Origin of the sequence: Streptomyces sp. NBC_01476 (assembly GCF_036227265.1) — a bacterium.
Lineage (GTDB): Bacteria > Actinomycetota > Actinomycetes > Streptomycetales > Streptomycetaceae > Actinacidiphila.
The window spans coordinates 6,230,415-6,245,976 of the sequence record NZ_CP109446.1; the positions used below are offsets into that span (position 1 = coordinate 6,230,415).

At 69.9% G+C, this 15,562-nt stretch carries 12 protein-coding genes and 1 pseudogene; 9 read left to right on the forward strand and 4 right to left on the reverse strand.

Annotation, left to right across the window (positions count from 1 at the left end; genetic code table 11):
- The first annotated feature begins 100 nt into the window (after positions 1-100).
- Complete coding sequence (locus OG552_RS27260; RefSeq protein WP_329137312.1) at positions 101-1,354, forward strand: DUF4192 domain-containing protein; 1,254 nt, start codon at positions 101-103, stop codon at positions 1,352-1,354.
- Here OG552_RS27260 and OG552_RS27265 read toward each other — a convergent pair.
- Complete coding sequence (locus tag OG552_RS27265) at positions 1,266-2,576, reverse strand: alpha/beta fold hydrolase (protein ID WP_329137314.1); 1,311 nt, start codon at positions 2,574-2,576, stop codon at positions 1,266-1,268. The genes OG552_RS27260 and OG552_RS27265 overlap by 89 nt on opposite strands.
- A gap of 208 nt (positions 2,577-2,784) precedes the next feature.
- Here OG552_RS27265 and OG552_RS27270 point away from each other — a divergent pair, with 208 nt between their 5' ends.
- From OG552_RS27270 to OG552_RS27290, 5 genes are all read left to right on the forward strand, one after another.
- Positions 2,785-3,519 carry an NUDIX hydrolase gene (locus OG552_RS27270; protein WP_329137316.1) on the forward strand — a complete coding sequence of 245 codons (735 nt, stop codon included), beginning with the start codon at positions 2,785-2,787 and terminating at the stop codon, positions 3,517-3,519.
- 52 nt (positions 3,520-3,571) lie between these two features.
- A complete protein-coding gene (locus tag OG552_RS27275; RefSeq protein ID WP_329137318.1) occupies positions 3,572-5,329 on the forward strand; it encodes an ABC transporter ATP-binding protein in 1,758 nt (585 codons plus the stop codon).
- Positions 5,330-5,379: 50 nt separating this feature from the next.
- Positions 5,380-6,333: a FadR/GntR family transcriptional regulator gene (locus OG552_RS27280; RefSeq protein ID WP_329137320.1), complete on the forward strand. Its 954-nt coding sequence runs from the start codon at positions 5,380-5,382 to the stop codon at positions 6,331-6,333.
- Between the two features lie 253 nt (positions 6,334-6,586).
- Complete coding sequence (locus OG552_RS27285; protein ID WP_329137322.1) at positions 6,587-8,158, forward strand: RNA polymerase sigma factor; 1,572 nt, start codon at positions 6,587-6,589, stop codon at positions 8,156-8,158.
- A gap of 145 nt (positions 8,159-8,303) precedes the next feature.
- The gene (locus OG552_RS27290; protein ID WP_329137323.1) at positions 8,304-9,140 is read left to right on the forward strand and encodes a S1 family serine peptidase; all 837 of its coding nucleotides are present in this window, start codon (positions 8,304-8,306) and stop codon (positions 9,138-9,140) included.
- A 115-nt stretch (positions 9,141-9,255) separates the two neighbouring features.
- Here OG552_RS27290 and OG552_RS27295 read toward each other — a convergent pair whose 3' ends face one another.
- Entirely contained in the window at positions 9,256-9,486 is a 231-nt protein-coding gene (locus OG552_RS27295) for a DUF7455 domain-containing protein (RefSeq protein ID WP_329137324.1), read from the reverse strand.
- A 428-nt stretch (positions 9,487-9,914) separates the two neighbouring features.
- Here OG552_RS27295 and OG552_RS27300 point away from each other — a divergent pair, with 428 nt between their 5' ends.
- Positions 9,915-12,035: a DNA gyrase/topoisomerase IV subunit B gene (locus tag OG552_RS27300; protein ID WP_329137326.1), complete on the forward strand. Its 2,121-nt coding sequence runs from the start codon at positions 9,915-9,917 to the stop codon at positions 12,033-12,035.
- A gap of 94 nt (positions 12,036-12,129) precedes the next feature.
- Here OG552_RS27300 and OG552_RS27305 read toward each other — a convergent pair whose 3' ends face one another.
- Positions 12,130-12,405, reverse strand: a complete 276-nt coding sequence (locus tag OG552_RS27305; protein ID WP_329137328.1) for a tyrosine-type recombinase/integrase — start codon at positions 12,403-12,405, stop codon at positions 12,130-12,132.
- A 19-nt stretch (positions 12,406-12,424) separates the two neighbouring features.
- Here OG552_RS27305 and OG552_RS27310 point away from each other — a divergent pair.
- Positions 12,425-13,083 (forward strand): annotated as a pseudogene (locus OG552_RS27310) (mobilization protein); the annotation flags it as partial.
- A gap of 121 nt (positions 13,084-13,204) precedes the next feature.
- Positions 13,205-14,542, forward strand: a complete 1,338-nt coding sequence (locus tag OG552_RS27315; protein ID WP_329137329.1) for a hypothetical protein — start codon at positions 13,205-13,207, stop codon at positions 14,540-14,542.
- Positions 14,543-14,649: 107 nt separating this feature from the next.
- On the opposite strand, the gene OG552_RS27320 is transcribed toward OG552_RS27315, so the two are convergent.
- On the reverse strand, positions 14,650-15,276 hold the full coding sequence (locus OG552_RS27320; RefSeq protein ID WP_329137330.1) for an HAD family hydrolase: 627 nt from the start codon (positions 15,274-15,276) through the stop codon (positions 14,650-14,652).
- Positions 15,277-15,562: the final 286 nt, after the last annotated feature.

Genomic DNA, 15,562 nt, shown 5'->3' on the forward strand with positions numbered 1-15,562 from the left:
CAACCCCGCTCGGCGATCTGTGGATAACTTCGACCGGAGTTATCCACAGGTATTCGGGAGGGTCTGGTGCGATACGGGTGCGATGCGTCATCGTCGAGTCATGACGCAGAGCAACGAAACCAATCACGCACAGTCATCGCCGCCGACGGAGGAGGTCAAGGTCACCCTGCGCGGGCCGGCCGAACTGGCCGACGCCCTGCCGTATCTCATCGGCGGCTTCCATCCGAACGACAGCCTGGTCATGGCGGCACTGCACGGAGAGCACGGCCGGTTCGGCGGGCGGCTCCGCCTCGGACTGCCCCGCGAACCGGAGGAGTGGCCCGAGGTGGCCAGGCAACTCGCGGACTGCCTGTTGAAGAACAGCGCCCGGCACGGCACCCGGCCCGACGCGGTTGTCCTCTTCCTCTGCCAGGATCCGCGCGAGGGGGAACAGCCTGTGGACGTCATGGAGCGGATGCGACCACTCGTCCAGCAACTGCGGGTGGCCTGCGGCGAGTTGGACGTACCTGTGGTGGAGGCGCTCTGTGTGTCCGCCGGTCGCTGGTGGTCCTACTGCAGGCCCGGGGCCGACGCCGATTCCCGCGAGGGGGAGGAGCTTCCGCCGGCGGGCAGTACGGCCATGGCCGCCACCGCCGCGTACGTGGGGCTTCCTTCCCCGGGCTCGCAGCGGGACTTGGAGTGCCGGCTCAAGCCCACCGAGCGGAACCGGCGGCACGAGATCGCGCTCGACATCGCCTCCGCCGAACTCGTACCACGGATGCTGGGCGGCGACGGCGGCGCGGACGAGGAGGGGCAGATCAGACAGCGCACCCTCAGCCTGGCCCGCGCCGCACTGGAACGCTTCCGCGCCGCGCCGCCGATCAGCGACGCCCCGAGCGCCGACAAACGGGACGACAAGCTGCTCGGCGACGACGAGGCGGCGATGATCATCCTCGGGCTGCAGGACAGAGAGGCCCGTGACCGGGCCGCCGAGTGGATGGAGCCGGCGCAGGCCGACGCGGCGCTGCGGCTCTGGCGGGCGCTGGCCCGGCGTTGCGCGGGCCCCTACGCCGATCACGCCGCCGCCCCGCTCGCCCTCGCCGGATGGGTGGCGTGGTCCTCGGGCGACGACGCGGAGGCCCGGATCGCCCTGGGGATGGCGCTCGACCGGGAACCGCACTACACCTTCGCCCGGCTCCTCCATCACTCGGTGAACGAGGGACTGGACCCGGAGCTGCTGCGGCACTGTCTGCGCCAGGAGCGGCGCAAGCGGGTGATCGCCGCGACTACAGCTCGCCGCGGACCATCCGGACGAGCCGGTCGAGGACCTGGCCGCCACTCACTCGGAGACCGTCGTGCTCGTACTCGTCGGTGACCCAGGTCCGCAGACCGCGTACGGCGCGGGCGGTGGCGATGGAGTCCGCGGTGTCGACGTACATGTCGTCGTGGTAGATCGCGGCCGCCACCGGCACCTCGTTGCGGGCCAGCTGAGCCGGGTCGTAGAGGTCCGTCCACTGCTCGCGCTGTGCAAGCAGCTCGGCCGTCTCGCGCAGCGGTGCAAGCGCCGGATCGGTGGCGAACATCCACGGGTGGATCGTCTCGCCGGTGAGCAGCACCGGTTCTTCCCCGGCCAGTGCCCGGTCCGCGTTGAACTGCGGGAACTCCTGGCGCACCCGCTCGGCGGCCCAGTCGGTCGCGCCCGGCGAGACCGAGAGCTGCCCGTAGATCGATTCGTGCAGCACCGCGTAGAGCGGGTTGCCGGCGAAGGAGAGATGTCCCTGGACCTCGGAGAGGAAGGAGTCGGAGAGTTCCGGCCGGGAGATCCCGGGGACGAAGGCGTCCTCGACCAGATAGTGCAGGGTGTGCGAACCGTTCCCGGAGCCCAGCATGATCCCGAGGGACTGGAACGCCTCCGGGGTGAGCCGCCCGCCGCCCGGCAGCAGCACGTCGGTGTCGTGCAGGTGGCGGACGATGTCGCGTACCCCGTCGACGTCCCCGGGGTAGCGGTCGTAGTGGCCCAGGTTCTTGCGCTCGATCCGGGGAAAGGCCGCGCGATAGACATCCTCGGCGCAGGACCGCAGCCCCGGCAGGCCGCCGGTTATCAGCACCTCCCGCAGTCCCTGCGGAGCACAGGAGAGGTAGGTGATCGCACAGAAACCGCCGAAGCTCTGACCGAGGACGCTCCAGCGTTCCTCCTCACCGAGCAGTTCGCGGCGGATCACCTCGCAGTCCCGGACGATGGAGTCGGCCCGGAAGTGCGAGAGATACCGCGCCTGCGCGGCGGCGTCCCCCCGCTCCGGCAGGGTCTGGCGCGATGCCGGAGTGGACCGGCCGGTGCCCCGCTGGTCGAGCAGCAGCACCCGGTAGTCGTCCAGTGCCCGGCGCAGCCAGCCGTCCCGGCCCAAAGGACGTGGCGAGCGTCCGCCGGGGCCGCCCTGAAGGTAGAGCAGCCAGGGCAGCTCGTCGTCTTCACGGCCGGCCGCGACGACCTCCCGTGCGTAGATCTCGATCCGCTCACCGCCTGGCGCATCGTGGTCGAGCGGCACGGCGAAGGTGTGGTCGGTGAGGACGGTGCCGGGCTGGCGGTGGACGGCCATGGATCTGTCTCCGGAGGTACGAGGCGGCGCTGGGAGCTGTGGCTCACGTTCAGGAACGGTAGACGGGCGGTATTCCGGCGGCGACGCGGGGCATGCCCCCCGGCGGGCGGCTCCCGTTCCGCGGGGCGGCGGCGTGGGTGGTCCGCGGCCGAGCGGGTTCTTTGATCTCGGGCTGATTATCGTCAGGAAGACGACTAAGATCGCGGGCATGTCGCCCTACGACCCGTCGGCCTTCCCGCCCTTCGCCGTCACCGTCGACCTGGTCGTGCTCACCGTGCGCGAACACGCGCTGTGTGCACTGTCCGTACGCCGGGGGGAGCCGCCCTTCCAGGGGCGGTGGGCACTGCCCGGCGGATTCGTCCGGGCGGACGAGGATCTGGGGCAGGCCGCGGCCCGTGAGCTGGCCGAGGAGACGGGACTGCGGGCCCAGAACGGCGCCCATCTCGAACAGCTCGCCACCTACGGCGATCCGAACCGCGACCCGCGGATGCGGGTGGTCAGCGTGGCGCATCTGGTGCTCGCGCCCGACCTGCCGGCGCCGCGAGCCGGGGGTGACGCACGCAGTGCACGCTGGGCTCCGGTCGACACGCTGCTGGCGGGGGGCGGGCAGGAGCACGCGGGAGAGGCGGCCCAGCTGGCCTTCGACCACCACCGGATCCTGGCCGACGGAGTCGAGCGGGCCCGGTCGAAGATCGAGTACTCCTCGCTGGCCACGGCCTTCTGTCCGCCGGAGTTCACCGTGGGGGAGCTGCGCCGGGTGTACGAGGCGGTGTGGGGGGTGGCTCTCGACCCGCGGAACTTCCACCGCAAGGTGACCGGGACGGTCGGCTTCCTGGTGCCCACCGGCGGGACGACGACGCGTCAGGGCGGGCGGCCCGCACAGTTGTTCAGGGCCGGCGGCGCCACGCTGCTCAATCCGCCGATGCTGCGACCGGAAGTCTAGAGCCGCCGGGTCTTTTGTCGGCTTTGCCGATTTTCGGCGTTATGGTACTGGAGTGATCCAGGCCATCGGACTGACCAGTACCTCTCGCCGCAAAGCCCGGCCCACCGTCGCCGATCTGACCTTCGACATCCTGCCGGGCGAGGTGACCGGCCTGCTCGGGCCGGCCGGCTCCGGCAAGTCGACCGCCCTGCGGCTGCTGCTCGGTACGGAAGCCGGCCGCGGCGCCACCCTCGTCGACGGCCGTCCGCTGCACGAGCTGCCGCACCCCGCCCGGGAGATCGGCGCTGTCGTCGGCGACGTGGTCGGACACCCGCGCCGCACCGCCCGCGGCCATCTCCGGATGCTCTGTTCCGCGTTCGGGGTGCCGCTGTCACGGGCGGACGAGATGCTGCACCTGGTCGGACTCGACGCGATGGCCGACGAGCGGATCGGCACCTTCTCCCTCGGTATGGACCGCCGGCTGGGGTTCGCGGTGGCGCTGCTGGCCCGGCCGCGCGCGCTGATCCTCGACGACCCGGTCCGCGGTCTGCCGCCGCAGGAGGCCGCCTGGGTACATGAGCTGTCACGCAAACACGCGGCAGCCGGCGGGGCCGTACTGCTCACCGGCAGGGACGCGCGTGCCCTGGCCCGTACCGCCGATCAGGTGATCGCGCTGGAGAAGGGGCGGCTGGTCGCCAGCGAGTCCGCCGAGCACTTCGCACGTACCCGGCTGCGGCCGCACGTCGCGGTCCGTTCGCCGTACGCCCAGCGGCTCGCCGGGCTGCTCGCGGAGAGTGGCGCCGAAGTGATCAGCACGAGCGGCAGCCGTATCGCCGTGTACGGGACGACATCGGCGGCGGTGGGCGAAACCGCGTACCGCAACGGCATTCTGCTGCACCACCTCGCCGACGAGGCCGTGCGGGTCGCCGTGCCCGAGACGGCGGACATCCCGCAGCCGGTCCGGACGCGGAAGGCGCCGCCGGTGCGGCTGATCGCCCACCGCACGGGCCCGGAGCGGCCGTTCGGCTACGAGTTGCGCCGCGCGTTCGGGGTGCGCACCCCCTGGCCGGCCGCCCTGCTGACGCTCCTCGGCTCGATGGCGGGCACCGTGCTGATGACCAGATGGGGCGCGGCCCCCACCTCGCCGCTCCGACTGGTCTCCGGCTGGGCCACCGAACTGCCGCTGCCGGTGGCCGTGATCGGGGCCGGCGGACTCGGCGCGCTCGGCTATGGCCAGGAGTTCACCTACCCGGCGCTCGCTCCCGGTTACGGCCCGGAGCCCCGCAGTCCCCGGCTGCTCGGCGCGAAGCTGGCGGTCAGCGGTGCCACCGCCCTCCTCCTGGCCACCCTCGCCACCCTGCTGAACCTGGTGATGCTGCGGACCGCGCCCGGCGCGCCCGGTGCCTTCGATCCGCTGGCGCATCCCGGTGCGCTGACCGCTTTCGGCGCGCTCGCTGTCGGGTGTGCCTGGGCCGGGGTGCTGGCCGCGGCGGTGTTCCGAACCACCGCGCTGGGGCTCGCCGCCGTGATGGCCGTTCCGGTGATGGTCGTACCGGCCGTCCGTATGGTTCTCGGCGGGGACGGTTCCCGGGAACTCGGCGACGCCGCCGACGCGTTGTGGTCACTGGTGACAGGCGTCTCCCAGGGCGGCGGCGCGGTGTCAGGGACACTGCGATTCGCCGGTCAACCCGTCTTCCTCGCCCTGGTGTTGTCGCTGGCCGCACTGGTCGGGGCCTACGCGGCAAGCGCGTTGCGCGGACGGCGCCGGGGGCGGCGGTCAACTGCCCTTCGTACCGGCCAAACCGCCCCGCTCACCGGCGAAAAGAGCTGATTCCTCCATAAAAACGTCAATTATCAGGTGATGAGCACTCACCCTTTCGTGTGCTTTTCAGCAAAGCCCTCAAGGCCCGCAGCGGCATCGCCGACAAAGGATGCGTGAGTACCCTTGCGCATTCGATGATGACCGCGGCTCGCTCCGCCGACTCCGGTATCGCCGGCCCGGGCGAGCTGGACCGCTACACGTACGCTGACGCCACCGGCACCGACCGCCCCGGACTTCCCTCCTGGGAGGGCATGGAGCCGGATATGAGCCGGGTCGGCCGCCGCGCCGGCGGCAGCCGTGGCCGGGGACTGCACGGGCAACTCGTCCAGCAGCTCGGCCAGATGATCGTCTCCGGTGACCTGGGCGCCGACCGCCCGCTGGTCCCCGAGGAGATCGGCCAGCGCTTCGAGGTCTCCCGCACGGTGGTGCGTGAGTCCCTGCGCGTGCTGGAGGCCAAAGGCCTGGTGAGCGCCCGTCCCAATGTCGGCACCCGGGTGCGCCCGGTGAGCGACTGGAACCTCCTCGACCCCGACATCATCGAATGGCGTGCCTTCGGACCGCAGCGGGACGAGCAGCGCCGTGAACTGCTGGAACTGCGCTGGACCATCGAACCGCTGGCCGCCCGGCTGGCCGCGGGCCACGGGCGCGAGGAGATCCAGCAGCGCCTGGCCGACATGGCGGAGATCATGGCCCACGCCGCCGCCCAGGGCGACGCGCTCACCTTCTCCCGCGCCGACAGCGAGTTCCACACCCTGCTGCTCCAGGTCGCGGGCAACCGGATGCTGGAGCACCTGTCGGGCATCGTCTCCTCGGCGCTGCACGTCTCCGGCGGCCCGGCGACCGGCTGCGACCGCCCCGCGGACGCCTCGGTCGGCCTGCACCACCGGATCGTCGAGGCGCTGTCCGAGGGCGACGGCGGCACCGCGGAGGCGGCCATGCGCCAGTTGCTCTCGGTCCCGGCCGAGCAACCGGCCTCAGGCGAACATGTCGTCCCCGCCCCCCGCGAGCACTGACCGCATCCCGGGCCGCCGCAGGACCCCTGTCGTCGGGTCCGGCGGCGGCCTTACGCGTGGCATATGCCGGATTTACTACCAGTGGGTACGATTCGGGGTGTGACTCGGGCCACGTAGGCTGGGCGTAACGCTTGGCGAGGCAGTGCGATGACTTAAGAGGTGGCAGCCGTACGAGGAATATTCAGCGTCGTGTTCGACGCTGAGTCGCTGTCCGGTTCCACCGAGTCGTTCCCATCGTTCCGAGAGGTTGTTCGTGTCGGCCAGCACATCCCGTACGCTCCCGTCCGAGATCGCCGAATCCGAGTCTCTGATGGCGCTCATCGAGCAGGGTAAGGCCCAGGGCCAGATCGCCGGCGACGACGTGCGTCGGGCGTTCGAAGCGGACCAGATTCCGGCAACCCAGTGGAAGAACGTTCTGCGCAGCCTCAACCAGGTCCTCGACGAGGAGGGTGTGACGCTGATGGTGACTGCCGCTGAGGCGCCCAAGCGCACCCGTAAGAGCGTCGCAGCCAAGAGCCCGGCGAAGCGTACTGCCACCAAGACGGTCGCCACCAAGGCGGCCCCTGCCAAGAAGACCGTTGTGCCTGCGGCCCCCGCCTCCCAGGTGGTGGTCGAGGCCGAGACCACGGTGGAGCCATCGGTGGAGGCGGAAACCCCAGCCAAGAAGGCGCCCGCGAAGAGGGTCGCCGCGAAGAAGACGGCCGCCAAGAAAGCCCCCGCGAAGAAGGTGGCGGCGAAGAAGACCGCCGCGTCGGGCGAGGACGAGGCGGTCGCCGAGACGGACGAGCTGCTCGACGAGGCCGCCGTGCCAGGCAAGGCCGGCGAGGAGGAGGCCGAGAAGCCGGAGTCCGAGAGCTTTGTGCTCTCCGACGACGACGAGGACGACGCGCCGGCCCAGCAGGTCGCCGTCGCCGGTGCCACCGCCGACCCGGTCAAGGACTACCTCAAGCAGATCGGCAAGGTCCCGCTCCTCAACGCCGAGCAGGAGGTCGAGCTCGCGAAGCGGATCGAGGCCGGCCTGTTCGCGGAGGACAAGCTCGCCGCCGCCGACAAGCTCGCCCCCAAGCTCAAGCGCGAGCTGGAGATCATCGCCGAGGACGGCCGCTGGGCCAAGAACCACCTGCTGGAGGCCAACCTCCGCCTGGTGGTCTCGCTGGCCAAGCGCTACACCGGCCGCGGCATGCTCTTCCTGGACCTCATCCAGGAGGGGAACCTGGGCCTGATCCGTGCGGTCGAGAAGTTCGACTACACCAAGGGCTTCAAGTTCTCCACGTACGCCACCTGGTGGATCCGGCAGGCGATCACCCGCGCCATGGCCGACCAGGCCCGCACCATCCGCATCCCGGTGCACATGGTGGAGGTCATCAACAAGCTGGCCCGCGTCCAGCGCCAGATGCTCCAGGACCTGGGCCGCGAGCCCACCCCGGAGGAGCTGGCCAAGGAACTCGACATGACCCCCGAGAAGGTCATCGAGGTCCAGAAGTACGGCCGCGAGCCCATTTCGCTGCACACCCCGCTGGGTGAGGACGGCGACAGCGAGTTCGGCGACCTGATCGAGGACTCCGAGGCGGTCGTGCCGGCCGACGCGGTCAGTTTCACGCTTCTGCAGGAGCAGCTGCACTCGGTTCTGGACACCCTCTCCGAGCGGGAGGCGGGCGTCGTCTCGATGCGCTTCGGCCTCACCGACGGCCAGCCGAAGACGCTGGACGAGATCGGCAAGGTCTACGGCGTGACACGCGAGCGGATCCGGCAGATCGAGTCCAAGACCATGTCCAAGCTGCGCCACCCGTCGCGCTCTCAGGTGCTGCGGGACTACCTCGACTGATCTCCGGTCGGCGCTTCGGCCGGGACCCGTACCGAACGGGTTTCCGGCCGGGCGGACAACCCGGAAAAGCCCCCTTGCGGATGCGGCCTCCGGCCCTGTCGATGACTCTTGGTGTTCAGAGTTGTTCACAGGGTCAGGAGGCCGTATGCGTTTCCCCATCCGTGCCGTGATCGCGGCGGCGGTGGCACTGCTGCCGGCGATGGCCGTACCGCTGGCTGGGCCCGCCGCCCCGGCCGCCGCGAACGGTGTCGTCATCGGCGGCAGCCCAACCACCACCGATCAGGAACCGTGGGTCGTCGCCCTGTCCAGCCGGTCGCGCTTCGGCTCGGGGAGATCCGGCCAGTTCTGCGGAGGCGTGGCGGTCGGGCCGCGTACGGTCGTCACCGCCGCGCACTGCTTCGGCCGGGAGGCGCTGGGCGTCTCCGACTGGCGGCAACTGCCCGACCTGCGGGTCATCGAGGGGCGCACCGATCTGACCGGCGACGCCGGTGAGGAGCTGAAGCTCTCCGATGTCTGGGTGAATCCGGACTTCGACGCGTCGACCAATGCCGGCGACGTCGCGGTGATCACGCTGGCGCAGGATCTGCCCAGCGGGGCGGCCATCGCGCTCGCACAGCCCTCGGACACCTCGCTGTACCAGGACGGGGTCCAGGCGGAGGTGTACGGCTGGGGGGACACCACGGGCCGCGGTGACTACGCGGACTCGCTACGGTCCGCGCCGGTCACCGTCTTCGCGGACACGACCTGTGAGAGGGCGTACCCGGGCAGTACGGACGGCATCTATGTGAAGTCCACCATGATGTGCGCCGGGGCGCCTACGGGCGGCCGTGACGCCTGTCAGGGCGACAGCGGCGGCCCGCTGGTGGTTGCCGACCGTCTCGTAGGACTGGTGTCGTGGGGTACTGGATGTGCGGAGGCCGCATATCCAGGTGTCTATACGCGGGTCTCCGCGGTGGCCGCGCTGGTCGCGCAGCACATGTGAGGACCGGGCGGGCGGGAGCCCGCTGAGCGCCGGCGGGGCCCGGAAAACCTGCGGGCGGACACCCCCTGAAGGGGTCCGTCCGCCCGCGGTCCGAACTCGTCGCTGGTGCGAAGTGTCAGCGCTCGTCGTCTCCCGCCGACGCCGGCTTGTCGGTCAGCCTGCCGGTCTCATCCTGTATATCGGCTGCGATCTTCTTCAGCTCCGGCTCGAACTTCCGGCCGTGGTGAGCGCAGAAGAGCAGCTCTCCACCGCTGGCGAGTACGACGCGCAGGTAAGCCTGAGCGCCGCAACGGTCGCAGCGGTCTGCCGCTGTCAGCGGACTCGCGGGGGTCAGAACAGTGGTCACGTCGCCTCTTCTCTAGCTCGACGAGCTGTCGTACCAGGGTCAACATCCAACCAGGCCGAAAACGTTCCCGCTCACGGCTTTTCCTCGGAAACCGTCGTCGGAATGACTGGGTGTTACCGATTGGCGGCGAATAGGAGTCAGTTGCGTCAGATGTCGCGTTTGGGGCTTGTTGTCCGAACTCGTCCCCGGCTGGCTGTCGGGTTGTTGCTGAGGACGTGCCCGGAGCCTAAATGGTTCATGCCTCTTTGGGAACGTGACATGTGTATCACTCGCGCGGGTTATCGAACGCCTGCTCGATAAGGTCTAGTATGGGCGTTCCGGATGCCGGGTCGCGGCGTCGCCCACCTGCCCGGCATCGGTACCCTCTCACCGGTGCGACCCATATCGGTTGACGAACATCACTACATCTGGATCGAGGAGCTGCCCGCGTGACCGCCGAAACATCCGTGCCGTCCTCCGCGCTGCTGGCCGGCGCGGACCGTGACGGCTCCAACTACACCGCGCGGCACCTGCTCGTCCTCGAAGGCCTCGAAGCCGTACGCAAACGGCCCGGTATGTACATCGGATCGACCGACAGTCGCGGTCTGATGCACTGCGTTTGGGAGATCATCGACAACTCCGTCGATGAGGCGCTGGGCGGCCACGGTGACCGCATCGAGGTGCTCCTGCACGAGGACGGCTCCGTCGAGGTACGGGACAACGGCCGTGGTATCCCGGTCGACGTCGAGCCCAAGACCGGGCTCTCCGGCGTCGAGGTCGTGATGACCAAGCTGCACGCCGGCGGAAAGTTCGGCGGCGGATCGTACGCGGCTTCCGGCGGTCTGCACGGCGTCGGCGCCTCCGTGGTCAACGCGCTCTCCGCCCGGCTGGATGTCGAGGTCGACCGCGGCGGCCACACCCACTCTCTCAGTTTCCGCCGAGGCGTCCCCGGGCGCTACTCGAAACCGGGCCCGGACGCCCCCTTCGAGCCCGCGAGCGGCCTTGTCAGGACCAAGAAGGTCCCCCGCACCCGGACCGGCACCCGAGTCCGTTACTGGGCCGACAGGCAGATCTTCCTCAAGGACGCCAAGCTCTCGCTGGAGCACCTCCACCAGCGGGCCCGCCAGACGGCCTTCCTCGTCCCGGGCCTGACGATCGTGGTCCGCGACGAACGCGGCATCGAGACCGACAAGCCGGTCGAGGAGGTCTTCCACTTCGACGGCGGCATCAGCGAGTTCTGCGAGTACCTCGCGCCGGACAAGCCGATCTGCGACGTCCTGCGGCTGACCGGCAGCGGCAGCTTCAAGGAGACCGTGCCGGTCCTGGACGACCGCGGGCACATGACCGCCACCGAGGTCACCCGTGAGCTGGGCGTGGACATCGCCCTGCGCTGGGGCACCGGGTACGACACCACCACCAGGTCGTACGTCAACATCATCGCCACCCCCAAGGGCGGCACCCACATGACCGGTTTCGAGCGGTCGATCACCAAGACGGTCAACGAGGTGCTGCGCGCCACCAAGCTGCTCCGGGTCGCCGAGGACGACATCGTCAAGGACGACGCCATAGAGGGCCTGACGGCGGTGGTCACCGTCCGGCTCGCCGAGCCGCAGTTCGAGGGCCAGACCAAGGAAGTGCTCGGCACCTCGGCGGCCAACCGGATCGTGGCCGCGGTGGTGGCCAAGGAGCTCAAGGAGTTCCTGACCTCGGTCAAGCGCGACACCAAGGCCCAGGCCCGCGCGGTGCTGGAGAAGGCAGTCGCCGCCGCCAGGACCCGCATCGCCGCCCGGCAGCACAAGGAGGCCCAGCGCCGGAAGACCGCGCTGGAGACCTCGTCGCTGCCGGCGAAGCTCGCGGACTGCCGCAGCGACGCCGTGGACCGCAGCGAACTGTTCATCGTCGAGGGCGACTCGGCGCTCGGCACCGCCAAGCTGGCCCGCAACTCCGAGTTCCAGGCGCTGCTGCCGATCCGGGGCAAGATCCTCAACGTGCAGAAGGCGTCCATCTCGGACATGCTCAAGAACGCCGAGTGCGGCGCGATCATCCAGGTGATAGGAGCAGGGTCGGGCCGGACCTTCGACATCGACCAGGCGCGCTACGGCAAGGTCATCTTCCTCGCCGACGCCGATGTCGACGGCGCCCACATCCGCACCCTGCTGCTGACCCTCTTCCAGCGCTACATGCGGCCGATGGTCGAGGCCGGCCGGGTGTTCTCGGCGGTGCCCCCGCTGCACCGGATCGAGCTGGTCCAGCCCAAGAAGGGCCAGGAGAAGTACCTGTACACGTACTCCGACAACGAACTCCGGCAGACCCTGCTGGACCTTGAGCGGCGCAACGTCCGCTACAAGGACTCCATCCAGCGCTACAAGGGCCTCGGCGAGATGGACGCCAACCAGTTGGCCGAGACCACGATGGACCCGCGCCACCGCACCCTGCGCCGCATCAACATCGGCGACCTCGAAGCCGCCGAGCAGGCGTTCGACCTCCTGATGGGGAACGAGGTCGCACCGCGCAAGGAGTTCATCACCAACTCGGCGGCCACGCTGGACCGGGCGCGGATCGACGTCTGACCTGCGGCGGAGCAAGCACGCCGCCTGAGCTACCCCCTTGCGGTCCGCAAACAGTCCGCAAGGGATTTGCCGCGAGACCGGCGCGGGGGAGTGGCTATGCCGCTTCCTCGGCCGGCGTCTCGCCCTCGTCCGGGCGGTCCGCGTAGGCCTTGTCGACGGCGGCCCGGGTCCGCGCCTCGGAGTCGGGCCACAGGTGGGTGTAGATGTTCAGCGTCATGGCCGCGTCGGTGTGGCCAAGTCGCTCGGAGACGGTCTTCACCGACTCGCCGTGGTTGATCAGCAGGCCGGCGTAGTGGTGCCGGAGGGCGTGCGGGCCGATGCCGTCCGGTATACCTGCCTTCCGGCACGCGGGGCGCCAGACCCGCTTCATGAACTCGTTGTACGCCACAGAGCCGCCCTGGGGAGCCGTGAACCGGCCCGGAACACCCTGGCAGCGGGCCACCGAAGCCCCCGACACCCTGCCCGGGCACCTCACCGACACCGAACCGACGGCCGACGGCGACCGTGCCAGCCAGGCCCAGCTCGCCGCACTCGGCGAACTCATCGAAGCCACCGCCCAGACCGCCCCAGCAGAACTCCGCGCCCAACTCCGAGCAGCGTCACAGACGTACGCCCGGGCAGAACGCTCCCAGATCCGCGCCGAACACAGCACCGCCGCACTCACCCAGCGCCAGCCCAACCCGGACACCCGCGCCACCCTCGCGAACGACCTACGGGCCGCCGTCCCCGACCACGCCGCCCGCATCCTCGCCGATCCCGACTGGCCCGCTCTTGCCGCCGTCCTCGCGGATGCCGAGGCCGGCGGCCACCAGCCGGTTCAACTCCTCAAGGAAGCTGCCGAACGACGCGAACTCCACACCGCCAGCCCGCCCGCGTGCTCCTCACCCGGCTCCAGCACACCAGCCGCAACCCCGCCCCCAACCGCCGCGCCGAAGCAGCCCGCATGCGCTCCCGCGTCGCAGGCAACCTCTCCCGACCGCCCATTCCGCAGCCCGTGGCGACAGCCACCAGCCCGGCCACCGACTCCCAGCAGCACCGTATGCGCTGACCCGGCGTGTCCGGTCACCGTCGTCGTCGGACCAGTTGTCGGTGGTCTGCGGCATGATGCGGGGCATGTGACGGTCCGTCCGACAGGGGTTCCCGAGGCCGTCGGTGACGAAGGGGGTGCCGTGCGCAGACCGGTCATGGGCGAGGTGCACGTTCACTACAGTCAGATCTACGTCGAGAGCGATCCGGACAGCTTGATTCCGGATCTTTCCGAGGCGTTCGCAGGCCAGAGGGGGGGTCTGTGCGGGGCCGCGGTTCCGGGTGTGCTCTGGCTGATCACCGGACTGCACACGGGCAACGTCGGCTTCGTCGTGGAAGTCCACGACGAGGCCCCTCCGCTGGACCCGGTCTGGGAGGAGGTGGTGGAGGTGTCCTTCCGCCCGGTGTCGGAACGCACCAGTTTGGTGCAGTGGGCGGGTGAAGACGCGTGGGATCTGGATCTCGCGCAGACCGACTACCGGGTGCGGTACAGCGCCCGGGGGATGGACGCGGGACGGGAGCTCGACACCAGGGTGGCAGGGAAGCCACAGGCGGACAGCTACCTCCTGCAGTTCTGGCCCGCGCCGCCTCGCCCGGACCACGTGGTCCGCCAGACCTCGCAAATTGCCGCGTACTGGCACAGTCATGCGCGTGAACTACCGCCGCCCCCCGCACCCGAGCAGCGCGCCGAGACCGAACGCCTGGCCCGTGAGGCGGAGGAGCGGGCCGCCGAGGAGCGGCGACTGCACCGCGAGCAGTGGGAGTGGGGCGGACAGCTGCCGAGCGAAGCGCTGCGCGATGTCGGCGGCAATGTCCGCGGTCTGCTCCGCTTCGACAGCGACCTGGTGCACGCCCTCGATGCCGCGGGTCCCGAGGTCCAGCGTGCGGTGGCGTTGCTGGCTGCCCGGCGGGCCTGCGAGGCGGCGGGCCTGACCGACGTATTGTGGGTAACTCCGGCACTCACGGCGTTGACGGAGAGCTATCCGCTGCCGCCGCCGTTCGATGACACGGCGCGGCTGTGGGAGACCCTGCGGTCGGATCCGCGGGTTCCGAGGCGGTCGGTGCTCAGGGCAGTACCTCCCGAGTCGCCGCCTTATCGCCCACCGACGCCCCCGCCGACGTGCGGGTGGACGTGGATCTCGGCCGAGGAGTTGGGGGACGGCGGGGCCGACGACCGGCCGGGCCTCGGCCGGTTCCTGGGCAGGATCATACCGGCGGGTCCGGCCGACGAGAGGCCGACGGCGGTCAGCGGCGTGGAGCACGCTGCCGCCGTGGTGGTGCACCCCGTCGGTAATCTGCGCGGCCCAGAGCGGATCTCACAGCCGCACTTCGCTCTTCCCGCCGTGCTCGCCGCAGCTGAGCCTCACCCTTTGAAGGCGGCACTGGACGCGGTGTGGCATGCGGTGAACACATACGGCGAACGCTACCCAGAGTTGCTGGAGGAGATCCGGTCGGCGTGCACCGACCAGGCGGGGGAGTAGGCAGGCCAATCCGGTCGTAGCTTCATCATTCCCCTAGCCCATTACGCAGCGTTTTGGGTGGGGAATTGCCTGGCCGTCGGCACTTGCCGGCTTCAGCCCCTGTCTGATCAGGTCACTGCCGTGGCGCAGGCAAGAAGCTCGTCGAGTTGCGCCACGGTTGCGGTGGCGTCGGTGTGGTGGATGGTGCGGATGCCCAATGCTTCGGCGGGCGGCAGGTTCACCGCGTGGTCGTCGACGAACACGCAGTCGTCGCCCGGCAGTTGCAGCAGGTCAAGGGTGTGCAGGTAGATGCCCGGATCGGGCTTGCGTACGCCGATCTGTTCGGACAGCACGATCGCGTCCCACTCCCCGTCCCACATCCCCAGTGCTTCGTAGGGATTGAAGGGGGTGATGCCGAAGCTGTTGGAAAGCATGGCGACCTTGATGCCCGCTGTGCGGGCGCGGCGTGCGGCGTCGACCATGCGCGGTTCCAGGTGGAGGTTCGCCAGGGCGCGTCGCATGAGGTCCGTGGGGTCTATGCCGAGGATGCCGCCGATGACCTGGTTCCACTGCTCCTGGGTGGCTTCGCCGACCTCCAGGGCCTTGTAGATCGCCACCCCGTCGGGATGCTCGTTCAGCGCGTGGGTGTAAGTGCCGGGCGCTAGGCCCTCGCTGCGCTCGAAGGCTTGGCCGTTGAGCCGCATCTGGATGGTGAGGACGCCGCCGAAGTCGAGGATCAGGCCGCGGTAGGTCATTGCTGGCTCCGTACGAATGTGGCTCACCCCCGGGGCGGGTGCGCGGACACGCTTTGGATCGGATGGTAGCCGCCGGTCGGTTGCTCCCGCCTTCCCGGGCGGTTCACTATCCAGTCAGGACTCGTGCAGCGTGAACGGCGCAGTGTGCGGATCGTGTGTATCTGGGGCTTGGTGCTCGTTGGGGTCCGACGAGACCGTGGCCGGAGGACCAGATACCTCTGGGTGGTCGCCCGCACCACCCTATGGCGCCACGATCGCCGACACGTACGCACCGGCCGGGAATGTA